We start from the raw sequence: 24,091 nt of genomic DNA, 5'->3' as shown, positions 1-24,091 counted from the left end.
GGCGATGGTGGCGCTCCCGATGACGACGAGCGATAAGCCCTACCCCGGCACGAGCGACCACCATCATCGGATCGGGGAGGCCTCCCCGATCCGATACCGGCATTATCACTGCCAGCACGCTATGATTACCAGATTTTAAACAGACAACCCCGGCCCCCGAGCCGGGGTCCACCCTTTCCCATGCTCCATCCTTCAAAGATGGACTCCGGCTCTGCGGCGCATCCCTTCGGGCTCCTCCGCATCCGGCATGACACGGGGGAGGGGGCCACAAAAGACGTGGTAAATTCTGCCGCTTTGGCTGGGGCGGATTTTCCCTATCCGGTGGAATGAGCTTTCTTTCTTCGCATCTCAACGCGCACAAATTCTAAAAATTATTGATCAAAAACAATTACTTATAAAATTAATTCTGAATTGGCACGCTTCTCGCATTAGCTGCTGCGATTGCAAAAGCACCGGCGGCAGATGTCGCCCTTAATATGAAGGAGGGGCAAAATGGCCTTTTCAGTCAATACGAATAGTAGCGCATTAGAAGCCTTGCGTCAGCTTGTCGGTACCAACCGCAGCCTGGAAATAACCCAAAGCCGTATTAATACCGGCCTTGATGTGCGAACGGCTGCCGATGATCCGGCCAATTTCTCGATTGCCCAGAATTTGCGCGGGCAGGTGCGGGGTTTTGAAGCCGTACGCTCCAGCCTTGATCGCGCCACTTCAACGGTCGATATCGCCATTGCGGCTGCTGAGACCATATCCGATCTGCTGATCGATATGCGGGAAACCACCATCGCTGCTGCCGATAGCGGAATCGATAGCCAATCCCGCCAGGCCTTGAGCGATGAGTTCAGCCGCCTTTTGGAGCAGGTCAATTCGGTTGTCAGTCAGGCCAATTTCAACGGCACCAATATCGTTGATCCCTCACTGACCCGGATCACCGCCCTTACCGGCACCGAGGTGGCGGTGAATGATATCAATGGCGATGGAATTGTTGATGCGGGCGAAGCCGAATTATCAAATATCATTGAAATCAATGGCCGCGATCTGACGACAAACGGCCTTGAGATGATGATCAATAGTTTCGAGATTGATCCCGCAATAGGTTTTGACGTCAATATCACTAATCTTTCCGATATCGCCCGAAATCTTGATGATCGCGATTTCGTCAATGCCCTTGTGGCGGCAGGCAATGCCGATGGCATCATTAACCCCACCACCAATCCGGCGAGCTTTGATTTTTCGGGGGTCACCTTCCCCATCCCCGCAGTACCGGGAAATACCATCAGCCTGGGCGGTCAGACCTTCACGATCCCGGCAGGAACCTCTCAGGCTGAATTGGAAGCCGATTTTTCAATCGCAACAGCAACGCCCTTTACCATCACCGCAAGACCGGCGGATAATTTCAGCTCAAATGTCCGGGCCGAACAGGCATTGGTGGAAGTTGATAATGCGCTTCAGGTGGTGAACAGCGTATTGGCGGAATTTGGTGCCGCGGCGCGCCAGCTTGAATTATCCACCAATTTCACCATTCGGTTATCGGATGAATTGCAGGTGGGGATCGGTAATCTGGTGGATGCCGATCTGGCGCGGGAATCTGCCAGCCTTCAGGCGCTTCAGGTGAAGCAGCAATTGGGCTTACAGGCGCTGTCTATTGCCAATAGCTCGCCACAATCGATTCTGGCATTGTTCGGGAACTAAGATCGCGTTTTGCGCAAGGCTGTGCCATAGGCGGTGATTGCAATGCTGTTATTCTGGCCAATCTGGCTTTGCTGAAAGCGCAGATTGATCAAAAGATCGGCCTTCACCGCCATCATTTCCTGTTCAAGCCGCAAAAGAGCCTCGTTTCGGCTGCGGGCCAGCATCCTTTCCAGAACCGGAATATGGCCGCCGATCAGGCGCTGGAATAAGATCACCAAAGATCGGATGCGGGCATGGGAGCCAACATAAGATGCGCAAACCAGAATAGGCTCGCCATAACCTGCAGGCGCGTTTTTCAGTGTGGTGAGCAACGGGCGATGGGGCAGGGAGGCCCGCCGTTTCAGGCTTTTGGCATGATTGAACGAGATCCGCATGGCCAGATACACAAGGGCCAGGGTGGGAAGGGCGGTGAGAATGAGCCAGCTGAGCAGCATTTCCCCAAGATTGATCCCGCCATCAAACCACCAAGGCGCAAAAATGCGGCCCAGCATATCTATCCAATCCAGCTTAGGTTCAGGATTGGACATCGAGCCGGACCGCCGTGCCATAGGCAAGAATTTCCGCTGCACCCCCGGTCACAGATGCCGTTGTCAGCCGCACCGATAAAATGGCATCCGCGCCCAGCTTTTGCGCCTCGGCCACCATGCGGGCAATGGCATCTTCCCGCGCTTCATTCATCAATTCGGTATAGCCGCGCAATTCGCCGCCAATGATCCCCTTCAGCCCGGCGGCAATATCGCGCCCGATATGCTTGCCGCGCACCGTAGAGCCCTGCACAATGCCAAGGGTTTTTGAGATCACCCGCCCGGGAATTTGATCTGTTGAAATGACGATCATGCTGGATTTTCCTGCTTTGGCGGCTTCAGCGGCGGGATCGGACCCATAAATAGCGCGCAAAGGCAATGCCAAGCCCCAGGGCCGCCCCCATCAGCGCACCGGGCACCGGGGCATAAAAGCCAAAGCCGCCAATCATCGCCCCCCCCATCAATCCGGCAAAAAGCAAAAAGCCGATCAGCGAAAAATCATCGCGGCGGGGCTGATCATCATGCATCTGGCCATCGGGCCGTTCATAATCGGGCTTTTTGTCATCAGCCGGTGAGGCCTGGGGCGCGTTGTGTTTTGCGGTCATCAAAGGCAACTTTCCTGAGCGAAGATCGGGCATGAGGATAGATCATTCACATTTTATCATGTGTTAGCTTCATCTTCTGGCCGACACAAGGGGGCTTGCGCCGGGGTGGGGCGCGCCCTTATCTGATAGGCGCATCAAAGGAGACCATATCATGTCGCACAGCCCTTCGCGTTCATCTTTTGCCGATGATCCCATTGTCATTACATCCATGGCCCGCACCCCGATGGGCGGGTTCCAAGGCGATCTTTCCGCCCTTTCAGCATCGGATCTGGGGGCCCATGCCATCAAGGGGGCATTGGAACGCGCCGGCTTATCCCCCGATCAGGTGGATGAAACCATCATGGGATGCGTTTTGCCAGCGGGTCAGGGGCAGGCTCCGGCCCGCCAGGCTTCAAAAAAAGCCGGTATTCCCGATGCCATTGGGGCTGTAACCGTGAATAAGATGTGCGGATCGGGCATGAAGGCGATGATGCTGGCCCATGATAGCCTGCTGGCCGGGAGCAATGATATCGTTGTGGCCGGGGGCATGGAAAGCATGACCAATGCGCCCTATCTTTTGCCAAAGGCCCGGGGCGGCCTTCGCTTGGGCCATGGCGAGGTGAAAGATCATATGTTTCTCGATGGGCTGGAAGATGCCTATGATACCGGGCGTTTGATGGGCAGCTTTGCCGAAAGCACAGCGCAGCATTATCAATTCACCCGCGAATCTCAGGATGCCTATGCCATCGAAAGCCTGAAACGGGCGCAAAAGGCCTGCGAGGATGGCACCTTCGCCGCCGAGATCATCCCCCTGCAGATCGAGGATCGGAAGGGCAGTGTAACGATCAGTATCGATGAACAACCGGGCAAAGCGCGGCTTGATAAAATTCCGCAATTAAAGCCCGCCTTCGCCAAAGACGGCACAGTGACGGCGGCCAATTCCTCGTCCATTTCCGATGGCGCGGCGGCGCTGATCCTGATGCGACGATCTGAGGCCGAAAAACGTGGCCTGCCAATTTTGGCCGAAATCAGGGGCCATGCCTCCTTTGCCCAAGCGCCCGAATGGTTCACCACGGCCCCCATAGGGGCGATCAAGGCCGTGCTGGAAAAAACCGGCTGGGATCAGAAAAGCGTTGATCTGTGGGAGGTGAATGAAGCTTTCGCGGTGGTGGCGATGGCCGCCATCCATGCCCTTGATCTGCCCCATGATCAGGTGAATGTGCATGGGGGGGCCTGCGCTTTGGGGCATCCCATCGGCGCATCGGGGGCGCGGATCATGGTGACCTTGATCAATGCCTTAAAACAGCGGGGCGGAAAGCGCGGCATTGCCACCTTGTGCATTGGCGGCGGCGAGGCCACGGCGCTGGCGGTGGAACTGCCATCCTGATCGGCGCATCAAAGGCTTCAGGCCAAAGCCTATGGCTGATTATGTTGGGGGGTCTTGATCATTTCCAGATCAAGACTTTCCAGCCTTCGCAGCAGATGATCCAAAGCTGTTTGCTCTTCACCGCTCAAATGCGCAAGCAGATGTGCTTCATAAGATAAAGCCAGCGGCATGATTTCGCGATAAATCGCCCGGCCATCGGGCGAAAGCGCCAGCACCGAGCGGCGGCGGTCGGTGCTGGAAAAATGCCGCTCCAGCCGCCCTTTGGCCAAAAGCCGTGAAACCGCGCGGCTCACCGCCACTTTATCCATCGCTGTGCGTTCAGCCACTTCACTGGCCGATAAATCGGTTTCATCGCCCAAAATGGCCATGATCCGCCATTCCGGGATGCTGAGATGAAAGCGTTCGGAATAAAGCGCCGCGATGGTGCGGGAAATCCGGTTAGAGAGCGTGGCGAGCCGATAGGGCAGAAACTGCGGCAATTTCAGCCGGGTCTTCTGATCGCTATGGGGGCGGGGTTTATCCGCTATCGGCTGGTGTTCATCGGTCATCGGCGCATCCATCTGGTTCCAAAGCCATCATGCCAAGATGGCACGCAGATCGCCATAGCTTCTTTGTGATGGCGTACAAATCAGATTGGGACTTGCGAAAAGGGCCCCATCGGCTTATTTAGTTACATATGTAACCAATAAAATAGATGCGGAAAAGGAGCCGTTGCGATGACTGATACGCCCGTTAATCAGCCCGAAAATCCCAAAGTTGAAAACCCGATGGGAACTGATGGCTTTGAATTTGTGGAATATGCAGCGCCCGATCCGCAGATGCTGCGTACGCTTTTTGAAAAGCTGGGCTTTCCGGTGATCGGCACCCATAAAACGCGCGACATCACCCTGCATCGGCAGGGGGATATCAATTTTATCATCAATGCGGAAAAAACCGGCTTTGCGGCAGATTTTGCCAAAAAGCACGGGCCTTGCGCCTGTTCCATGGGCTTTCGGGTGGCGAATGCCGATCAGGCCTTTGAACGGGCGGTGCGCCTTGATGCCACGCCGATCACGGATGATGACCGGATTTTGTCGAAACCGGCTATCGAGGGGATCGGCGGATCGCGGCTTTATCTGGTGGATGGCTATGGCGGCACCAATGCCTGGATCGAGGATTATGATATCCTGCCCGATGCCGAGGATCGGATGAAGCAATGGGGCGCGGGCCTCACCTATATCGATCATCTGACCCATAATGTTATTTGGGGCAATATGGATAAGTGGCGGGATTTTTATGGCCGCCTGTTTAATTTTGGGCAGGTCCGTTATTTCGATATCAAGGGCAAGCTTACGGGCCTTGTGAGCCGGGCTTTGGCCAGCCCCTGCGGTAAAATCCGCATTCCCCTTAATGAATCCGAAGATGATAAAAGCCAGATCAATGAATATCTGGATGAATATAAAGGCGAAGGAATCCAGCATATCGCCTTGGGAACAGGGAATATTTACCAATCGGTGGATATTTTGCGCGATCATGATGTGGCGTTTCAGGATACGCCGGATACCTATTATGAACGGCTCGATGCGCGTTTGCCCGATCATGGCGAGCCGGTGGCGGAATTGCAAAAGCGGCGCATTCTGGTGGATGGCGGCGAAGCTCAGGGCGGCGGGATGCTGCTTCAGATTTTCACAAAGAATGTGATCGGGCCGATTTTCTATGAAATCATCCAAAGAAAAGGCAATGAAGGCTTTGGCGAAGGCAATTTCAAGGCCCTGTTTGAATCGATCGAACAGGATCAAATCCGTCGCGGCTATCTGACATCGAATGAAGCGGCGGAATAAGGCTAAGGTTTAGCTTTCACAAGATCGGCGTTCATCAAAAAGGGTGGGGCATGCGCAATAAGATCAGTTTCCCGAAAATCGAGGGCGAAAGCTCGCGGCAGGCTCATGCCGATTTCCCCGAAGGCGCTTTCGAGCGGGAGATGGGGAATGAGGGCTTTTTTGGCCCGGCAACGCATCTTTATCATCGCCATGCCCCCACTGGCTGGATTGCCTTCGATGGGCCATTAAAGCCCCGGGCTTTTGATGGCAATCAGCTTCCATTAAAGGGTGAAAGCCCTTGGGATGCCGCGCTTTTATTATCCAATCCCCATACCGCCATTCGCTTTTGGGCCTGTGATCGGGCTATGGATCATCTGGTGCGCAATGCAGATGGCGACGAGCTTTTATTCATTCATGAAGGGGCGGGCGCGCTGTTTTGCGATTTTGGCCATCTGCCCTATCGCGATGGCGATTATATCCTGCTGCCGCGCGGCACCATGTGGCGGATCGAGCCGCACCAGCCCAGCAAGATGATGCTGATCGAGGCAACGAATTCCAGCTATCGGCTGCCCGAAAAAGGGCTGGTGGGTGCCCATGCCATTTTCGATCCCGCGATTTTGGAAACCCCCCATATCGATGCGGCTTTCAAGGCTCAGCAAACGGAAGACACGTGGCGGGTGGTGGTGAAGCGCCGGGGGCAGGCCACCATCATCACCTATCCGTTCAATCCCCTTGATGCCATGGGCTGGAAGGGGGATCTGCTGCCGGTGCGGATCAATTGGCGGGATATTCGCCCCCTGATGAGCCATCGCTATCATCTGCCGCCCAGCGCCCACACAACCTTTGTGGCGGATCGTTTTGTGGTATGCAGCTTTGTGCCGCGCCCCATCGAAAGCGATCCGGGGGCTTTGAAGGTGCCCTTTTACCACAATAATGATGATTATGATGAATTCATCTTTTACCACAAAGGCGAATTTTTCAGCCGCGATAATATCTATCCCGGGATGATGACCCTGCATCCTTGCGGCTTTACCCATGGCCCCCATCCCAAAGCGTTTGCGGCGGGGTTGAAAGCGCAGAAAACCGCCACAGATGAAGTGGCAGTGATGATCGATACCCGCGATGCCCTGACCATTCATGCCGAGGCGGAAGGGGTGGAATGGTCCGATTATTATTTAAGCTGGGGCGCCGCCAAGCGGATGGACCCGGCCGCCGAATAGGCTGGCAGTCTTTCAATTCTGAGGCTGACCGTGATGACGAAGACAAGGAGAGTTTATGAGATTGGCATCCATCAAAAAAGGGCGTGACGGCCAGTTGGTTCTGGTTTGTAAAGACCATGAAAAGATGGTGCGTGCAGATATGATCGCCCCCACGCTTCAGGCGGCGCTTGATGATTGGGCGTCCTGTGCACCCCGCTTGCAGGCTTTGAGCGATGATCTGGATGCCGGGCGTATCGATGGCGAACCGTTTGATGAAGCGGCCTGCGCCTCGCCCTTGCCCCGCGCCTATCAATGGGCGGATGGATCGGCTTATGTCAATCATGTGGAATTGGTGCGGAAGGCGCGCGGGGCCGAGATCCCCGAAAGCTTTTGGGAAGACCCCCTGATGTATCAGGGCGGGTCTGATCGTTTTCTGGCACCGCATGATGATATTTCCATGGCGGATACGGGCTGGGGGATCGATTTCGAGGCGGAAATCGCCATTATCACCGATGATGTGCCCATGGGCGTTTCGGTTGCGGATGCGGGGGCCCATATCGCCCTGTTGATGCTGGTGAATGATGTGTCTTTGCGCAATCTGATCCCGGCTGAATTGGCCAAGGGCTTTGGTTTTTTTCAGTCGAAGCCCTCATCGGCCTTTTCGCCTTTAGCGCTCACCCCCGATGATCTGGGGGCAGCATGGCAGGATGGCAAGCTGCATCTGCCGCTTTTATCCTTTTTGAATGATGCGCCTTTCGGTAAGCCCAATGCCGGGATCGACATGACCTTCAACTTCCCGCAATTGATCGCCCATGCTGCCAAATCCCGGCCTTTGGAAGCGGGCACCATCATCGGTTCGGGCACGGTTTCAAACAAGCTTGATGGCGGCCCGGGCAAACCGGTGGGCGAAGGTGGCGCGGGCTATAGCTGCATCGCCGAAATCCGCATGATCGAAAAAATCCAGACCGGCGAAATGCGTACATCTTTCCTGCAATTTGGCGATCGGGTGCGTATCGAAATGCGCGATGCGGGTGGCCGGTCATTATTTGGCGCGATCGATCAGAAAATTACCAGATATGAAGGCCCCGGCAGATGAAAATCACCACAAGGCTAGGCCGCGAGGTTGAGGTCAATGCCGATTATACCATTGATCAGGATTGGGGGCATTACAGCCCGGCAGAACATGATCGCTGGGATCGCCTTTATGCCCGCCAGCGCGATGTTTTGCAGGGCAGGGCCTGTGATCAGTTTCTCCACGGGCTTGAAGCTTTGAAACTTTCGAATGGCGGTATTCCCAATTTCAAGGATTTGTCTGATCGCCTGATGGCGCGGACCGGCTGGCAGGTCGTGGCGGTGCCGGATCTGGTGCCTGATGAGGTTTTTTTCGATCATCTGGCCAATCGCCGCTTTCCGGCGGGCAATTTCATCCGGGATGAAAAACATTTCGATTATATTCAGGAACCCGATGTTTTTCATGATGTTTTCGGCCATGTGCCGATGCTCAGCGATCCGGTATTCGCGGATTATATGGAAGCCTATGGCAAGGGCGGATTGGCTGCGGCCGGGCGCGGTGTTTTGCATAATCTGGCCCGGCTTTATTGGTACACGGTGGAATTTGGCCTGATCAAAACCGATGCGGGGATGCGTCTTTATGGGGCGGGGATCGTTTCCAGCCCGGCGGAATCGGTCTTTGCGCTGGAAGATTTATCGCCCAATCGACTGCATTTTGATCTTGAACGGGTGATGTGCACCGATTACCGTATCGATGATTTTCAGCAAACCTATTTTGTCATCAATAGCTTCAAAGAACTTCTTGATGCCACATATCAGCCTTTTGGGCCGGTTTATGATCATATCAAAGCCCGTCCCAAATATGCCGTTGCAACGATTCTGGATGAAGATCATGTGCATCATCAAGGAACCCAGGCCTATGCCATGGCGCAATCGGCGGCTCTCAAGGATGCCTGATGGGCGCTGGTTTTGCGCGCAGCTTTCCTGATCATGGATGATATTTCGGTGATTATCCCGGTGCGGCCCGATGAGCCGGCTTTGCCCGCTTTGCTGGCCCAGCTTGAAGGTCAACCCGGTCTGTGTGAAATTCTGGTGATGAATGAGGGCAGCCGGGCGAAAAGTTTGAATGCTGGGGCGCTTCGGGCCAAGGGCGCGATTTTGTGGTTTCTTCATGCCGATAGCCGCCTTGAAGGCGATAGCATTGAAAAGCTTCGGCTGGCTTTTCATCGCCAGCCGGATGCCTTGCATTATTTCGATCTGGTTTTTGATGATGCGGCAGGTTTTTGGGTGAAGCTCAATCAATGGGGGGCTTTTTGGCGCTCACGGCTTTTATCGGTGCCCTTTGGTGATCAGGGGCTGGCCTGTTCGGCCAAAATTTTCGCGCGATGCGGGCCTTATGATGAAGCCTGCGCCTATGGCGAGGATCATTTATTCGTCTGGCAGGCCCGGCGGGCGGGGGTGCGCCTTCATCCCATCGCGGCTCCCTTATTGACCAGTGCCCGCACCTATCGCGATAAAGGCTGGCTGCGTTTGACCCTGCTTTATCAATTTCGCTGGATCAAACAGGCCGCACCAGAGGCCTGGGCCTTATTATGGAGCCGGAGACCATGAGCGGGGCGATTGCCATTTTTGTTAAAACACCGGGTTTGACCCCGGCCAAAACACGGCTTGCCCGGGGCATTGGAACCGCGCAGGCAGAAGATTTCTATAGCCACAGCCTTGATTGTGTGGCCTTTAGCGTGTCGCGCTTTTTAAAGCCCCGCAAGGATTGGATCGCCCGCTGGGCCGTGGCCGAAGCAGAGGGGGTGGAGGATCCGCGTTGGCGCGATTTTGGGGCGCGTCATACCGGCCCGGGCACATTGGGTGAGCGGATGTGGCGGGTTTATGAAGGCTTGCGCCGGGTGCATGGGCAGGTTTTCCTGATTGGTGCCGATGCCCCGCAAATGGGGGCCAAACATTTAAAGGCGGCGCAGCAGGCTCTAGACGATCAGGATTTTGTTTTTGGCCCCGCCCATGATGGGGGTTTCTGGCTTTTTGGCGGTAAAAGGCCGATTCCAAAGCCGCTGTGGCTGGCCCCGCGCTATAGCACGCCCCATGCCCGCGCCGATTTCATCGATGCCCTTAAAGCCCATGCCTTTCCCGCACCCGCCATGCTCGATTTTTTAAACGATATTGATGAAGCCGAAGATTTAGCGGCGCTGACCCATGAAATGCCAGCCAATCGCAGCCCGGCCCAAAGGCGGTTGATGGCATGGGTGCGCCAGATGGAAAGCGATCAAACGCGCATGTGATTTTGAGTGACATGTCGCCCGCCTTGCTTATTGTGGTCCCGCTCTATAATTCTAGGCGCATCTTTCATTGATCGAGCAGCGGAGGGCAGCGTGGCACCTGAAAGGATCGGGCTATATCCGGGAACATTCGACCCGGTGACCAATGGCCATCTGGATATTATCCGGCGCGGATCAAAGCTGGTGGATCATCTTGTGATCGGTGTTGCCACCAATCCTTCCAAGGACCCGTTGTTTTCGCTGGATGAACGCGTGAAAATGGTGCGCGCCGAAACGGCGGAACTGGCCCAAAATTGCGCTGCCAAAATCACGGTCGAGCCTTTTGATGATTTGTTGATGTCTTTTGCCGAAACAATCGGGGCGGTGGTCATCATCAGGGGCTTGCGGGCGGTTTCGGATTTTGAATATGAATTTCAGATGGCCGGAATGAATGCCTTTCTCAATCCTGATGTGGAAACCGTGTTTTTGATGGCGGATGCCAAATATCAGCCGATTGCTTCAAAACTGGTGAAGGAAATCGCAAGCTATGGCGGGCGGATCGATCAATTCATTCCAAAGCGCGTGGCCCATGCGGTGCGTGCCCAGATTGCTGATCGCCGCCGCCGCAAAGCGGTCCCTTGATGGCCCCTATGCCCGCTGTTTTATTAGATTTGGGGCGTTGGGAAATGGATATGCGAAATTGAAGGTGTTTTCGATGATATTGAAAAAATGGCTTGCAGGCTTATTGGCCCTGAGCTTAAGCGGTGCAGCGGTCACGGCCGAAGCGCAAAATCAAGCTGAAAATCAGGCTGTGGATTTAGCCGATCCTGAAAATACACTTTATCTCGATCTGGAAACGGGCCGGGTCACCATCCAATTGCGCCCTGATAAAGCCCCCAATAGCGTGGAGCGGATCAGAACACTGGTGCGCCGGGGTTTTTATGATGGGCTGATTTTTCATCGGGTGATCCCCGGCTTTATGGCGCAGGGCGGTGATCCGGCAGGAAATGGCTCTGGCGGTTCGGAACTCCCGGATTTAAAAGCCGAATTCAGTGATCTTTTGCATTTGCGGGGCACTATGGCCATGGCCCGGGCCGATAATCCCGATAGCGCCAACAGCCAGTTTTATATCACCTTCAGCCGGGTCGGCAACCTTGATAATAAATATACCATCATTGGCCGCGTGGTCTCAGGCATGGAGCATGTGGATGCCTTGGCCGTAGGGGAACCCCCTGTGGAGCCGAGCAAAATCATCAAGATGAGCCTGGCATCAGACAGCGCGGATCAAAATAAAAGCGCGCAATCAGCCAATCAATAGGGCCGGATGCGGTTTTTTGGCGATCAGGCGGCGCTGTCTGCGCTTTGCCGCCATTGCTCAAGGGCCAAAAGGGCGCGTTCGCTCATGGCGGGCTTGCGCTCTTTTTTCCTGATCCGGCCTTCCAAAGGCGGGAACAGCCCGAAATTCACATTCATCGGCTGAAAGCTTTCTGCATGGGCGCCGCCGGTGATATGGGCCAAAAGTGCCCCAAAGGCGGTGACAATGGGCGGATGGCTGATGCTTTCGCCCTTCGCCTCGGCGGCGGCGAACCGACCGGCCAACAGACCGATGGCGGCGGATTCGATATAGCCTTCAACGCCGGTGATCTGCCCCGCAAAGCGCAGGCGGGGATCGGCTTTCAGCCGCAGGCTTTGATCGAGCAGTTTTGGCGCATTGATGAAGGTATTGCGATGCAGCCCACCCAAACGGGCAAATTGCGCCTGCTCAAGCCCCGGGATCATGCGGAAAATATCGGTTTGTGCCCCATATTTCAGCTTGGTTTGAAAGCCCACCATATTATAAAGCGTGCCCAGCTTGTTATCCTGCCGCAATTGGATCACGGCATGGGCCTGGCGCCCGGTGCGGGGATCGATCAGGCCCACCGGCTTCATGGGGCCAAAGCGCAGGGTTTCATGGCCGCGTTCGGCCATCACCTCGATGGGCATACAGCCTTCAAAATAGGGGGTGTTGGCTTCCCATTCCTTGAAGCTGGTTTTCTCCCCTTCCAGTAAGGCCTTGATAAAGGCTTCATATTGGGCTTGATCGAGGGGGCAATTGATATAATCGGCCCCTTCGCCTTTATCATAGCGGGATTGAAACCAGGCAATATCGAAATTGATGCTGTCTTTATAAACGATGGGGGCGATAGCATCGAAAAAGGCGAGGCTGTCTTCTCCGGTTAAACCAAGGATGGCATGGCTTAAACCATCCGAAGTCAGGGGGCCGGTGGCAATGATCACATTCGACCAATCGGCGGGGGGCAATTCATCGATGCAATCGCGCTCGATTTCGATCAGGGGATGATTTTTGAGGGTGGTGCTGACCATATCCGAAAAATGATCGCGATCCACCGCCAAGGCCGATCCCGCAGGCACTTTGGTGGCATCGCCACAGCGCATGATCAGCGAATTCATCCGGCGCATTTCTTCATGCAAAAGGCCAACGGCATTATTTTGTGCATCATCGGATCGAAAGGAATTGGAGCAGACCAATTCAGCCAATCCCTCACCATGATGGGCGGCGGTGGTTCTTTTGGGGCGCATTTCATGCAGGATGACGGAAATGCCCTGCTCGGCGATTTGCCATGCGGCTTCCGATCCCGCCAATCCCCCGCCAATGATATGGACGCAAGTGTTCATGAGAAAAATCCTATGAGAGGGGGAGGGTGGCCTTCGCGCTTTTGCGGTTGCCGTTGATGGCTTTGCAGTCTATTTCAAATCTGGTGAACAGAGGCAAGAGGGTTTCATGAATTCTAACGCGCAGCCCATGACATTATTTGAAGCTTTGCGCCTGCGATCCGTGGTTAATCGAGGGCTGAAAGTGGCTCTGATTGTTGGTGTTATTCTGGTTTTGATCAATCAGGGTGAGCTGCTTTTAAAAGGCGAGATGCCGCCGCTTTGGAAGGTGATCATGACCTTCATCGTGCCCTATTGCGTTTCCAGCTATTCCGGGGCGGCCCATATCGTGGCCCAAAGCCGCATGCAGGCCGCTAAGCCAGAGCCTCGCTAAGCCATAGCCATCAATTCAGGCTGTGCAGGGGAAGCCGATAGCTTCCATCCTGATAGGGGCCCAGATGATTGGGAATATCGGGATGGCGGCAAGGGCCGGATGTATCGGATTCCAGATTTTGCTGGCTGACATAGGCCATATAGGTGGATTGTTCATTTTCCGCCAGAACATGATAGAAAGGCTGATCCTTTCTGGGCCGCATGGCTTCGGGGATAGACAGCCACCACTCTTCGCTATTGTCGAAAACGGGATCGACATCATAAATCACCCCGCGAAATGGGAAGATCCTGTGTTTCACGATCTGACCGATTGAAAATTTTCCTTCCGCAAATCTTGTCACTTTTGGTGCCTGTGATTGTTTCTGATCATTAAAGTGCTGCAATGGGCTAAAATTAAAGGAGAGTAGGGCCGCTGATCAAGCGCTTTTGGCCCCGGTGCCGAAAGGAATTTACCCATTTGGTTTTAGGAAATGGGGGAAAAGCATCCATGTAATCGGCTGAAGGTGGTTTCGATGGAAAAGAGAATGATTGTCAAAGCCTTGATGATATCGTGCAGATCGGTGGGTTCATCGATATCGGTAAGGCTGGAAAAGCTGATCAGCCCTTGGGCATCTTTGGTGATCTGATCATGATCGCGCAATTTCGATTGCTCCAAAATGGCGATCATATGCCTTCTGCCATCCGGGTTTTCGGCTGAAAAGGGCAGATAGCCCAGCCTTGCTTTCAGGCTGAGGCGCGATTGTCCGTGCCTTGGCTTATTGATGGAACATTCAAATTCTATGCCATCCCATATAAAGCTGAAGATGAGCGGAAATTGCAGGGTCGGGTTATCGATCTCTTTCTGCGCTTGTTCCAAAATCTGATACAAGGCGGGAAGCTGGGCAGAGTCAGCCTGAAAATCGGATTGATACTGGGTCATGATACACAAAAAGCCTGATGATTTATCTGCCTGATCATGCTCTGTCAGGCTTAATGAACCGTAAAACGAATTGTTTTCTATCTTTTTTAAGGACAAATCTGATGCCGCGTGGCCTGCAACATTCGCCAATAGATAGCACAGGGCCTAATGAGCCAACAACACATCATTGGCAATCAATCCGGCGTCTCATTCCTTATTTATGGCCACGGGATCGTTTCGACCTGAAGCTGCGGATCGTTTTTGCCGTGCTTTTGATGCTGCTGGCCAAAGGGGTGACGGTGTACACCCCATTTTTCTATAAATCGGCGATCGACAATCTTCAGTCGCCCACAGGGCAGGCGGTGCTCATTCCGGCTTTTCTACTGATGGCTTATGGCATGGCGCGCTTTGGCGGGGTGGCTTTGGCGCAATTGCGTGATGCGGTTTTCTCCCAAGCCTCGCAACATGCCCTGCGCAGTGTGGCTTTGCAAACCTTCCAGCATCTGCATGCTTTATCTTTGCGGTTTCATCTGGAACGACGCACGGGGGGCATGTCGCGGGCCATTGATCGGGGCACCCGGGCGATTGATTTTCTCTTGCGGTTCCTGACCTTCAATATCGTGCCCACGGTGCTTGAACTGCTTTTGGTGGCAGGCATTTTCTGGGTCCATTTCGGCTGGATCTATGCCCTGTGCCTGTTGGTGGCGGTTGCCATTTATATCGTATTTTCGGTGGTCATCACGGAATGGCGCACGCGCTTTCGCAAAACCATGAACGAGCAGGACAGCAAAGCCAATAGCCGCGCCATCGATAGCCTTTTGAATTATGAAACGGTGAAATATTTCGGCAATGAAGAGCATGAAGCCAACCGCTATGATCGGGCCTTGAAAACCTATCAGGGCGCTGCTCTCCAAAGCCAGTCGTCTCTTTCTTTGTTGAATGCCGGTCAGGCGCTGATCATCAATATTGCCTTGGCGGGCGTGATGATTCTCACGGCGCGGGATGCGCTGGCGGGCACCCTCACTTTGGGTGATGTGGTGCTGGCCAATTCCCTGTTGATCCAGCTTTTTGTCCCGCTCAATCTTTTGGGCTTTGTTTATCGGGAAATTCGGCAGTCCCTGATTGATATGGATTATCTGTTTGGCCTGCTCGATCAAAATCAGGAAATCGCCGATAAGGCGGATGCCGTGCCGCTGGTTGTCAAAGGCGGCGAGGTCCGGTTTCAGGCGGTTGATTTTGGTTATGATCCCCGCCGCCAGATCCTGCATGATCTGAGCTTTTATGTGCCGGCAGGGAAAACCGTTGCCATTGTGGGGCCGAGCGGGGCGGGTAAATCCACCTTGTCGCGCATTCTGTACCGCTTTTATGATATAGCCTCGGGGGCGGTGCTGATCGATGGCATGGATATTCGCGATGTCACCCAAAAAAGCTTGCGCAAAGCGATTGGGATCGTGCCGCAGGATACGGTGCTGTTCAATGAAAGCATTGCCTATAATATCCGCTATGGCCGCCCCGATGCCAGCGATGAGGATATTCGCACAGCGGCCCGCCTTGCGCGCATCGATGGCTTTATCGATCAATTACCCGATGGCTATGAAACTTTAGTGGGCGAGCGGGGATTGAAACTATCGGGCGGCGAAAAGCAGCGGGTGGCGATAGCGCGCACGATTTTGAAAGATCCGCCGATCCTGTTGCTTGATGAAGCGACCAGTGCACTCGATAGCCGCACCGAGCAGGAAATTCAGGAGGCCATCGAGCAGATTTCACGCAACCGCACCACATTGGTGATTGCGCATCGCCTGTCAACCGTGGTGAATGCGGATGAAATTCTGGTTCTTGATCAGGGGCGGATCATCGAGCGCGGCGCGCATGAAAGCTTATTGCTCGCACAAGGCACTTATCATGCCATGTGGCAGCGCCAGCTTGATGGATCGCCATCAGATGTTTGACCTTTTGCAACAATTTGGTCAGAGTTCGCGAAACAAGGCCGGATAAGATATATCTGTGTCAAAGGTCATGCACGCTCAGCAAACCGTTCATCTAGGTTTGCATCATATGGAAAGGTTTTATCCGATGGATCCGTTTCGTTCTGCTTTCAATCGCGTTCATCGGGAAGGCATCCCCTTTGTTCTGATCGCTTTTGGTCTGGCGGCCCTGTTTATGATCTTCCTGTCTGAAACGCTGGGATGGATTTTTATCGTTCTGGGCCTTTATATCGTTTATTTTTTCCGCGATCCGGTGCGCATGACCCCGCTGCTGCCCGATGCCCTGATCAGCCCGGCCGATGGAGTGGTTTCCAAAATCGATGAAGCGGCGCCGCCTGCCGATCTTGAAATGGGGGATGGCCCGCTCACCCGCATTTCGATTTTTCTGTCGGTTTTGAATGTGCATGTCAATCGCGTGCCCTGCGAAGGATCGATCAGTAAGCTGGTTTATGTGCCGGGCAAATTCATCAATGCCTCCCTTGATAAAGCCAGCGAAGATAATGAACGCCAGCTTGTGCGCCTTGATCGGGCGGATGGTCGGTCGGTGGCATTCGTGCAGATTGCCGGTTTGATCGCCCGGCGCATCGTGTGTTCCCTTGATGTGGGACAGAATGTGCTGGCCGGAGAGCGGTTCGGGATCATCCGTTTTGGCAGCCGCATGGATGTGTATTGCCCCAAAGGCATGGAGCCGGTGATTGCCGTGGGGCAAACGGTGGTAGGGGGTGAAACTATTCTGGCCACCGATGATGCGGTTAATCCACGCCCCGATGGCCGGGCGGATTGATGCGCACCCCAAAAAAAGATATGGGCCGCAATGTCTTTACCGCCCGCATGATGGCGGCCAATGTTGTCACTACCCTTGCTTTGTGCTCGGGGATGACGGCGATCCGCTTTGCCATTGAAGGACGGTTTCAATTGGCTGTGGTCTTTGTGATTGCGGCTGCGGTGCTCGATGCCATGGATGGCGCTGTGGCCCGGCTTTTGAAAAGCACCAGCCGCTTTGGGGCCGAACTTGATAGCCTTTCAGATGTCGTGGCCTTTGGCATGGCGCCCGCCTTTTTGCTTTATGCTTGGGGATTGGGGGATATGGGCCGGTTTGGCTGGATTGTGGCTCTGGCCTATGGGGTCTCTGTCGCCTTGCGTTTGGCGCGCTATAATGCGGCGATCGAGGATGAGGATGATCCCCATCGGCCCCATGGCTATTTCACCGGGGTGCCCGCCCCTGCCGGGGCGATGCTGGTTTTGCTGCCGATGCTTCTCGATTTTGCCTTTGAATCCAATTTGTTCCAGCGTTCGATCGTGCTGGTGGGCTATGTGGGGCTGATCGCAACTTTGGTGGTATCGCGGCTGCCAACCTTTTCCCTGAAGCAATTTCGGGTGCGCCGCGATGCGATGGTGCCCACCTTGCTTTTGATTGCCCTTTTCGCGGCATCGGTGACAGTTTATCGCTGGGCGGCTTTGTCTATCGTCGTGATTTTATATCTGGGGTCGATCCCTTTGGCGCTCAGCATTTATCGCCGGAAAAAGCACGAGAGCGCCAAATCCAAAGCACCCGATTGAGCAGGTAAAATTTCGCCCGATTCCGGTCGTTATTCGGCAGCCTGCTTTATATCGCCGCGATGATCCGCTTGCGCCTTTGCTGCCTTTTGTTTTTTGCGTAAGGCGCGCTTTTCCCGGATTAAAACCCGCCAGGCCAACATCGAGGGGGTGACCACCAGGGTCAGAAGGGTGGCAAAGCTGAGCCCGAATACAATGGCCAGGGCCAGATCCACCCAGATGAAGCTGGTGGGGGAGCCGATTTCCACATTGCGTTTGATGAAATCGACATTCACCTGAAAAACCATCGGCAAAAGGCCGGTGACCGTGGTGATGGTGGTGAGCAGCACCGGGCGTAATCTTTGGGCACCGGTGCGAACGATGGCATCAAGGGGTTTCATCCCGCTTTTCACCAAACGATCATAAGTATCGATGAGCACGATATTATTATTCACCACGATCCCGGCCAAAGCGATAATGCCCACCCCGGTCATCACGATCACAAAGGGCCGATCCAAAAGCCATAGGCCGAAAACCGCGCCGACAGTTGATAAGATCACCGAGGATAAAATCAGCCCGGCATGGTAAAAGCTGTTGAATTGCGCGAGCAGAATAAGGCCCATGCCAAAAAGGGCCACGGCAAAGGCATTGATCAGGAAACTGCCCGATTCCCGCTCCACCTCATCTTGTCCGGCAAAGCTTATTTTCAGGCGGGGATCAAAATTCTGATCGGCAATCCACTGGCGCAATTCTTCAACCTTCCGAGCCGGTTGAACGCCGGTAGCCACATCACTTTGAAGCGTCAGCACGTTTTCCCCGTCGATCCGTTCGATATCGCCGGTTTTGGGCCGCGCTGACCGCTCCACGAAATTGCTGATCGGAACACTGCCAAATTCGGTTGGGATGCGCAGGCGATCAAGGGCTAGAATGCCGCGCTCATCGCCGGGGAAACGCACCCTTATATCCACTTCGTCATCGGCCCCATCCGGGCGATAGCGGCCCACCAGCGCGCCATTGGTTACAAGCTGGATAAAGCTGCCGACGCTGGTGATATCCGTGCCAAAGCGCCCGGCCTCTGATCGATCAACATCAAGCCGCCATTCGATCCCAGCCGTTGGGCGGCTGTCCTCCTGATCCACCAGCCCATCCATCTGATCGAGATGGCGGCGGATTTTATCCACAGCCGCGGTTAGAAGCGAGGAATGATCGCTGGCAATTTCGATCTGAATGGCTTTGCCCTGCACCGGGCCTTGTTGTTCTTCGGAAAATTCAATTTTCACGCCCGGAATATCGGCCACGCGCTGACGGATTTCCGCTTCGATTTCGGTGGCGGGGCGGCGTTCTTTCCAATCCATGAACAATAAGGTGATCCGCCCGATAATATCATCGGCATCGCCCGATCCGGCCCCGATCCGGGTATAGCGGTTTTCCACCCCCTCTACATCGAGCACCTTGCTTTCCACATTGGAAACGATACGGCTCATTTCATTGATAGAGAGATTGCCGCGCGCATGAACCAAAAGGCGGGCGCTATTGGGCTCGCCATCGGGAAACAGAATCTGCCCGTTATTATCGGTGATGAACAAGGTCCATGTGCCGACAAGGGCCAGAAGGGTCAGGCTTAAAATCTTGCCCGGATGGTGCATGACCCGGGATAGAAATTGGGCATAAGCCCCGGTAAAGCCGCCCAATTTTCGGGGGTCTTCGCCTTTGTCTCCGGCCAGATGCTCCATCAATTCCGCATTGCCTTCGCCCGGCTTGCCAATGGTCGCACCCAATGTGGGCAGAAAGATCAAAGCCATGAGCAAAGAGCCGATCAGCGTGAAAATCAGGGTCAGCGGCAGATAGCTCATGAAATCGCCGATGATACCGGGCCAAAAAAGCAAAGGGGCAAAGGCCATGAGGGTGGTGGCGGTTGAAGCGGTGATCGGCCAGGCCATGCGCTGTGCGGCCAAGCGAAAGGCATCGCGTTTTGATGCGCCTTCCAGCAATTTTCGATCCGCATATTCGGAAACCACAATGGCCCCATCCACAAGCAGCCCAACGGCCAGAATAAGCCCGAATAAAACCACCGTATTGATGCTGTTACCCAAGGCATAAAGGATCAAAATGCCAAACAAAAAGGCCCCGGGAATGGAGACCCCCACCAAAAGCGCCGAGCGCCAGCCAAGGGCCGCCACAACGACGATGGCCACCAAAGCCACGGCCGATAAAACGGAATTGCGCAAGGTTTCCAGAAAATCGCTGACATAAACCGAGGTATCGCCCAGATATTCATAGCGAACGGTCTCAGGCCAAAGGGCTGCGGATTGCTGGGTCATCCATTTTGCCGCCTCCGCGGTTTCAACGGTATTGGTGCCAACCCGCTTGATCACTTCGATGGTGATAGCCGGGCGGCCATTGAATCTGGCCAAAGATGTGGCATCCTTGAAGGTGCGCCGGGCTTCCCCCAGATCGCCCAGGGTCACCACCCCGTCACGCGATGTTTTCACCGGCAGATTGGCCACATCGCGGGCATCATGAAATAAACCCGGAACCTTGATGGCAAAGCGGGCATCGCCTGCATCCATGGCCCCTGCGGCGATCAGCCGGTTGTTATTCTGGACCACCGTCAAAAGCTCATTGAGCGAGACATCATAAATTTCGATTTTTGCGGGATCGACAATGACTTCAAGCACTTCTTCGCGCTTGCCGCCCAGCTGTGCTTCCAAAACACTGGGGATGGTTTCAAGGCGATCCTTCAGATCCTCGGCAAGCTGCACCATGGTGCGCTCAGGAGCATCCCCATAAAGCACAATGGTGATGATCGGGGATTTGCCTGCGGAATATTCCGCTACCACCGGTTCATCTGAATCATCGGGCAGGTCGGCTTTTGCCATATCCACCGCTTCGCGCACATCCAAAAGCGCCTGATCGGCATCCACATCGGGCTGAAATTCCAGCACCAGACTGGCCCCGCCCTCAAAACCCGTGGAGGTCATTTCCTTCACGCCCTCAATGGTTTGAAGCTGGCGTTCCATGGGCTTTATGATCATGCGCACGGCATCTTCGGGTGAGATGCCATCATGGGTGATGCTGACCGAGAAAAAGGGAAATTGAACGTCGGGGTTATCTTCTTTGGGGATGGCGTAATAGGCATAGCCGCCAGCAATCAGGATCAGCAAAAGGATAGACATCACCAGCCTTTTGGAATCGATGGCATAGGCGATGATGGTTTTCATCCGGCGATCTCCGGCGTTTTTTCTTTATCGGTTCGCACTCTTTGGCCCTCACTGACGAATTCCTGACCCACGGTAATGAGGTCGATGCTCGAAAGCGCGGCAGGCAGGCCCGAAACCCATAGATCTTCGCCCACATCGCTCATGATGGTGACGGGATAAAAGCGCACGATATTATTTTCATCAACGGCACGCAGGCCCAACCGACCGCTGGCATTCAAGACCAGCGATGCCGCAGAGACCTTGAAAGCCGTGCTTTGTTCCAAAGGCACATGAACGGTGGCCGACATCCCCGCCCGCAGATCGAGGGCGGGATTAGGGATCAGTACCTCAACCCGATAGGTGCGGGTGCGTTCGGATGCATTGGCGGAAATATAGCGAATGGTGCCCTCACGCTCTGCATCATTGGTGATCTGAACCCGCGCTGGGCTGCCTTTTTCCAGCTTGCCCACATCGGCTTCCGAGACTTCACCCACCACAAGGAAAGGCTGATCATCGAGCAGGGTCCCACAAAGCTGGCCTATCTGCAGATAATCGCCGATATGGGCGGGGCGTTCATTGAGCAGACCATCGAAGGGCGCCTTGATCATTGTGTTATCAAGGGCGATCTGCATCTGTTCGATCTGGGCCAGCGCGGCTTCATACTGGGCTTTGGCCTGCGCCAATTGAGTAGCTGAGCGATGCCCCTTTTTGGTGAGTTCAAGGGCGGCATCATATTCAAGGCGGCGCTGTTCTCCCAAAGCCTTGGCCTGTGCCAGATTGGCTTTACGTTCATCGGTGGCCAAACGGCAGATGATCTCGCCCGCCTTGACCCTTGTGCCCTCAATGGCCGGGGTTTCCATCACCTTGCCACTGATTTCACTGCGTAACTGCACCGAACGCATAACATCCGTGCGCCCATGGATCACCAGATTGCGGCGATAGGGCTCGGCGCTCACCCGTCGGGTGCTGACCATGAAGACCGCCTGTTCGGATTTTTCGGCCTGCGCGGTGGCGGGCTGATTGTCGCCTGAAAAAATGAGTCCCGATACCACCCATAAGGTGAGAACCAGAGTGACGGCGATGGCAATCAGGATAGATTTATTCATGTACATCACACGCTTTTACCGGGAACAAGCCCATCATTTTCGCAGTATAATCTGTTTTAAAGCAGGAGAACCCGATCTTTTTGATGACCATAGCATCGTGCATAACGAATCTGGCAGGTGTGCGGGCGGCGATAGGGTTCATTCGGTTGGCCCGGCTGCTATGATTTTTTTGATCAGGCTGGCCTGATGATGTTCCAGATAATCGAGGGCCGCCTTTTGCATGGCAATGCCATAATTGATCACAAAATGTGAAGCCGGCGACATGGCTTCATCAAGCAATTTTTGCAAGGAACGGATTTTCATGCGGTGTTCATCGATCCGTTCTTCCACCAGGTTCTGAATTCGATCAGGAGATACGGCCTCGGCAAAAAGCAGGGCAGCCAGAAATTCGGACCGATTTTTGTCAGGTCCGGGGTCGCGACGCAATTCTTCGGTCAGCGCCAGGCGGCCTTTTTCCGTGAGGCTGTAGATTTTTTTGTCGGGGCGCTTATCTTGGGAAAAAGATTCGCAGGTGACAAAGCCTTCTTCGGTCAGGCGGGTCAGCGATGGATAGATCGATCCATAGCTCGCCTCGCTAAAAAAGCTGAAGCTGCCTTCGGCCACCATTTTTTTGATTTCATAACCGCTGGCATCGCCTAAAGCGAGGATGCCAAGACAAAGCGTGCGAACATCCATATAAATAAACCCCGAACCATCTAAGAAAATACTATCAGTACGATATAATGCTTTGTGTCTCTTGATGCAAACCTAATACGCAGGCCCCTTTTTTAAAGATTTTACGAACAGGCAAGAAATTTCTGTTAAGCCTTTTGATATGAATGTTTTGCAATGGATCGGGCCTTTTCATGGATCATGGCATAGGAACTAGTGGGATCAAGCCAAGGGGATTTGGCGCGGTTTGTTGTCTCGTGTTTTTTCTGGCGGGCTGCGCCACCGATAGCATGCGTGTCACCGATGATCAGATTGGCCTGTATCGCCCCAATCTGGCCGCTGCTCCGGCTGCTGATGCCGCTGGAATTGGCGCAGATCAAGGGGGGCAGGGCGCATCACAGCCCGGGCAAAGGCTGGCGGCTTTTGATGCGGCCTTACGCGATATCAATCAAAGGTTAGGTGGATCGGAAGCAGTTCCGGCTGAAGACATCGCCCGATTGAAAGCCGATCAGAGGGGCTTGCTTGCCCGGATCGATGATCTGCAGACGCAATTGGCAGAACAAACCGGCCTGATGAACAGCCTGATCATTCGGCTGGCCGATGTGGAAAAAACCCTTGAGGCGCAAACTGCCAAGGATAATGAGGTCCGCAATGCCGCCAATCGTGCGGAAGCTGAAAAAGCGCGCGCGGATGGGGTGGATCTGGCGGTGGGCACCGGCCAACTTTATGCCGTGCATCTGGCATCTTATCGCGATGCAAAGGCTGCCACCGAAGGCTGGGCTGATCTTTCAAATAAATACCCGGCCCTTTTATCAGGCCTGTCTCCTCGGCTTTCGGTGCTGGATTTAGAGCAGATGGGCGGGCGCTTTTATCGCCTGGTTGCAGGTCCGTTCAAAGAGATCGCCCCGGCTCGGGTTTTATGTTCGTCCTTGCGTGAAAGCGGGGCTTTTTGCCAGCTTTCCAATTTCGATGGCGAACCACTTTAAGCCCTTTGATGATAGCCCTTGATAGCCGGGTGATCCGCCCGCCGATGCCATTGAGGCTTGTTTGCATGGATATTTTCTTGCCGCTTGGGCAGGTGCTTTGCAAAAAGCCGGGCGGCATCGCGCAGGCTGCTCAGAGCACAAAGGCCCATGATGGCAAAAATGGCGAGCCCCAAAAGATGGATCAGCATGGTCATTGCCTCCTATGTTCAATATTTGTTCTTATA

26 protein-coding genes are annotated in these 24,091 nt (G+C 54.4%); 15 read left to right on the top strand and 11 right to left on the bottom strand.

Annotation, left to right across the window (positions count from 1 at the left end; translation table 11 throughout):
• Positions 1-492: 492 nt before the first annotated feature.
• A complete protein-coding gene (locus QK300_RS06745) occupies positions 493-1,689 on the top strand; it encodes a flagellin (RefSeq protein ID WP_281300810.1) in 1,197 nt (398 codons plus the stop codon).
• Here the strand turns inward: QK300_RS06745 and QK300_RS06740 are convergent.
• From QK300_RS06740 to QK300_RS06730, 3 genes are read right to left on the bottom strand one after another with little or no spacing between them, the layout of a single operon-like run.
• Positions 1,686-2,237, bottom strand: coding sequence for a heavy metal-binding domain-containing protein (locus QK300_RS06740; protein ID WP_281300811.1), 552 nt, complete (start codon positions 2,235-2,237; stop codon positions 1,686-1,688). The two genes, QK300_RS06745 and QK300_RS06740, sit on opposite strands and share 4 nt — an antisense overlap.
• Entirely contained in the window at positions 2,203-2,526 is a 324-nt protein-coding gene (locus QK300_RS06735) for a YbjQ family protein (RefSeq protein ID WP_042087303.1), read from the bottom strand. Before QK300_RS06735 ends, QK300_RS06740 begins: the two co-directional genes overlap by 35 nt.
• Before the next feature lie 25 nt (positions 2,527-2,551).
• Positions 2,552-2,818: a hypothetical protein gene (locus tag QK300_RS06730; RefSeq protein WP_281300812.1), complete on the bottom strand. Its 267-nt coding sequence runs from the start codon at positions 2,816-2,818 to the stop codon at positions 2,552-2,554.
• Between the two features lie 151 nt (positions 2,819-2,969).
• Between QK300_RS06730 and QK300_RS06725 the strand changes: the two genes are divergently transcribed.
• A complete protein-coding gene (locus QK300_RS06725) occupies positions 2,970-4,184 on the top strand; it encodes an acetyl-CoA C-acyltransferase (RefSeq protein ID WP_281300813.1) in 1,215 nt (404 codons plus the stop codon).
• Between the two features lie 29 nt (positions 4,185-4,213).
• Here the strand turns inward: QK300_RS06725 and QK300_RS06720 are convergent, their stop codons facing one another.
• Positions 4,214-4,732, bottom strand: coding sequence for a MarR family winged helix-turn-helix transcriptional regulator (locus QK300_RS06720; RefSeq protein WP_281300814.1), 519 nt, complete (start codon positions 4,730-4,732; stop codon positions 4,214-4,216).
• Positions 4,733-4,900: 168 nt separating this feature from the next.
• On the opposite strand from QK300_RS06720, the gene hppD reads away from it, so the two are divergent.
• The 8 genes from hppD to QK300_RS06680 all read left to right on the top strand — a co-directional run bounded on the left by hppD (position 4,901) and on the right by QK300_RS06680 (position 11,778).
• Positions 4,901-6,004, top strand: a complete 1,104-nt coding sequence (gene hppD, locus QK300_RS06715; RefSeq protein WP_042087293.1) for a 4-hydroxyphenylpyruvate dioxygenase — start codon at positions 4,901-4,903, stop codon at positions 6,002-6,004.
• A gap of 50 nt (positions 6,005-6,054) precedes the next feature.
• Positions 6,055-7,203 carry a homogentisate 1,2-dioxygenase gene (locus QK300_RS06710; protein ID WP_281300815.1) on the top strand — a complete coding sequence of 383 codons (1,149 nt, stop codon included), beginning with the start codon at positions 6,055-6,057 and terminating at the stop codon, positions 7,201-7,203.
• 55 nt (positions 7,204-7,258) lie between these two features.
• Positions 7,259-8,278 carry a fumarylacetoacetate hydrolase family protein gene (locus QK300_RS06705; protein ID WP_281300816.1) on the top strand — a complete coding sequence of 340 codons (1,020 nt, stop codon included), beginning with the start codon at positions 7,259-7,261 and terminating at the stop codon, positions 8,276-8,278.
• A complete protein-coding gene (phhA, locus tag QK300_RS06700; RefSeq protein ID WP_281300817.1) occupies positions 8,275-9,150 on the top strand; it encodes a phenylalanine 4-monooxygenase in 876 nt (291 codons plus the stop codon). The genes QK300_RS06705 and phhA overlap by 4 nt, the downstream gene beginning before the upstream one ends.
• Before the next feature lie 12 nt (positions 9,151-9,162).
• Positions 9,163-9,804, top strand: coding sequence for a hypothetical protein (locus QK300_RS06695; protein ID WP_281300818.1), 642 nt, complete (start codon positions 9,163-9,165; stop codon positions 9,802-9,804).
• Positions 9,801-10,484 (top strand): TIGR04282 family arsenosugar biosynthesis glycosyltransferase, encoded by a 684-nt coding sequence (locus QK300_RS06690; RefSeq protein WP_281300819.1) that lies wholly within the window; start codon positions 9,801-9,803, stop codon positions 10,482-10,484. The genes QK300_RS06695 and QK300_RS06690 overlap by 4 nt, the downstream gene beginning before the upstream one ends.
• Positions 10,485-10,574: 90 nt before the next feature.
• Positions 10,575-11,102 (top strand): pantetheine-phosphate adenylyltransferase, encoded by a 528-nt coding sequence (gene coaD / locus QK300_RS06685; protein ID WP_281300820.1) that lies wholly within the window; start codon positions 10,575-10,577, stop codon positions 11,100-11,102.
• 73 nt (positions 11,103-11,175) lie between these two features.
• On the top strand, positions 11,176-11,778 hold the full coding sequence (locus QK300_RS06680) for a peptidylprolyl isomerase (RefSeq protein ID WP_281300821.1): 603 nt from the start codon (positions 11,176-11,178) through the stop codon (positions 11,776-11,778).
• A 23-nt stretch (positions 11,779-11,801) separates the two neighbouring features.
• Here the strand turns inward: QK300_RS06680 and trmFO are convergent, their stop codons facing one another.
• Positions 11,802-13,136: a methylenetetrahydrofolate--tRNA-(uracil(54)-C(5))-methyltransferase (FADH(2)-oxidizing) TrmFO gene (gene trmFO, locus QK300_RS06675; protein WP_281300822.1), complete on the bottom strand. Its 1,335-nt coding sequence runs from the start codon at positions 13,134-13,136 to the stop codon at positions 11,802-11,804.
• Positions 13,137-13,242: 106 nt separating this feature from the next.
• Here trmFO and nrtS point away from each other — a divergent pair, with 106 nt between their 5' ends.
• Positions 13,243-13,506 (top strand): nitrate/nitrite transporter NrtS, encoded by a 264-nt coding sequence (nrtS, locus tag QK300_RS06670; protein WP_281300823.1) that lies wholly within the window; start codon positions 13,243-13,245, stop codon positions 13,504-13,506.
• A gap of 10 nt (positions 13,507-13,516) precedes the next feature.
• Here nrtS and hspQ read toward each other — a convergent pair whose 3' ends face one another.
• Both hspQ and QK300_RS06660 read right to left on the bottom strand, forming a co-directional pair.
• Entirely contained in the window at positions 13,517-13,846 is a 330-nt protein-coding gene (gene hspQ, locus QK300_RS06665) for a heat shock protein HspQ (protein WP_281300824.1), read from the bottom strand.
• Positions 13,847-13,968: 122 nt separating this feature from the next.
• Positions 13,969-14,424, bottom strand: coding sequence for a hypothetical protein (locus tag QK300_RS06660; RefSeq protein ID WP_281300825.1), 456 nt, complete (start codon positions 14,422-14,424; stop codon positions 13,969-13,971).
• Positions 14,425-14,525: 101 nt separating this feature from the next.
• Between QK300_RS06660 and QK300_RS06655 the strand changes: the two genes are divergently transcribed.
• The 3 genes from QK300_RS06655 (at position 14,526) to pssA (ending at position 17,948) form a co-directional block, all read left to right on the top strand.
• Positions 14,526-16,352 (top strand): ABC transporter ATP-binding protein/permease, encoded by a 1,827-nt coding sequence (locus QK300_RS06655; protein ID WP_281300826.1) that lies wholly within the window; start codon positions 14,526-14,528, stop codon positions 16,350-16,352.
• A 124-nt stretch (positions 16,353-16,476) separates the two neighbouring features.
• Positions 16,477-17,172 (top strand): phosphatidylserine decarboxylase, encoded by a 696-nt coding sequence (locus QK300_RS06650; protein WP_281300827.1) that lies wholly within the window; start codon positions 16,477-16,479, stop codon positions 17,170-17,172.
• Positions 17,172-17,948, top strand: coding sequence for a CDP-diacylglycerol--serine O-phosphatidyltransferase (gene pssA / locus QK300_RS06645; RefSeq protein WP_281300828.1), 777 nt, complete (start codon positions 17,172-17,174; stop codon positions 17,946-17,948). Before QK300_RS06650 ends, pssA begins: the two co-directional genes overlap by 1 nt.
• 29 nt (positions 17,949-17,977) lie before the next feature.
• Here pssA and QK300_RS06640 read toward each other — a convergent pair whose 3' ends face one another.
• The 3 genes from QK300_RS06640 to QK300_RS06630 all read right to left on the bottom strand — a co-directional run bounded on the left by QK300_RS06640 (position 17,978) and on the right by QK300_RS06630 (position 22,905).
• Positions 17,978-21,145, bottom strand: coding sequence for an efflux RND transporter permease subunit (locus QK300_RS06640; protein ID WP_281300829.1), 3,168 nt, complete (start codon positions 21,143-21,145; stop codon positions 17,978-17,980).
• Positions 21,142-22,230, bottom strand: coding sequence for an efflux RND transporter periplasmic adaptor subunit (locus QK300_RS06635; protein WP_281300830.1), 1,089 nt, complete (start codon positions 22,228-22,230; stop codon positions 21,142-21,144). Before QK300_RS06635 ends, QK300_RS06640 begins: the two co-directional genes overlap by 4 nt.
• 138 nt (positions 22,231-22,368) lie before the next feature.
• Positions 22,369-22,905, bottom strand: a complete 537-nt coding sequence (locus QK300_RS06630; protein ID WP_281300831.1) for a PadR family transcriptional regulator — start codon at positions 22,903-22,905, stop codon at positions 22,369-22,371.
• A gap of 170 nt (positions 22,906-23,075) precedes the next feature.
• Here QK300_RS06630 and QK300_RS06625 point away from each other — a divergent pair, with 170 nt between their 5' ends.
• On the top strand, positions 23,076-23,867 hold the full coding sequence (locus QK300_RS06625; RefSeq protein WP_281300832.1) for an SPOR domain-containing protein: 792 nt from the start codon (positions 23,076-23,078) through the stop codon (positions 23,865-23,867).
• Here QK300_RS06625 and QK300_RS06620 read toward each other — a convergent pair.
• On the bottom strand, positions 23,864-24,055 hold the full coding sequence (locus QK300_RS06620; protein ID WP_281320827.1) for a hypothetical protein: 192 nt from the start codon (positions 24,053-24,055) through the stop codon (positions 23,864-23,866). The two genes, QK300_RS06625 and QK300_RS06620, sit on opposite strands and share 4 nt — an antisense overlap.
• Positions 24,056-24,091: the final 36 nt, after the last annotated feature.

Source organism: Iodidimonas sp. MBR-22, from assembly GCF_029946565.1.
Classification (GTDB): Bacteria; Pseudomonadota; Alphaproteobacteria; order Sphingomonadales; family Rhodothalassiaceae; genus Iodidimonas; species Iodidimonas nitroreducens.
The sequence above is the reverse complement of the archived record's forward strand: the minus strand, read 5'-3'. Positions and strand labels throughout refer to the sequence as shown.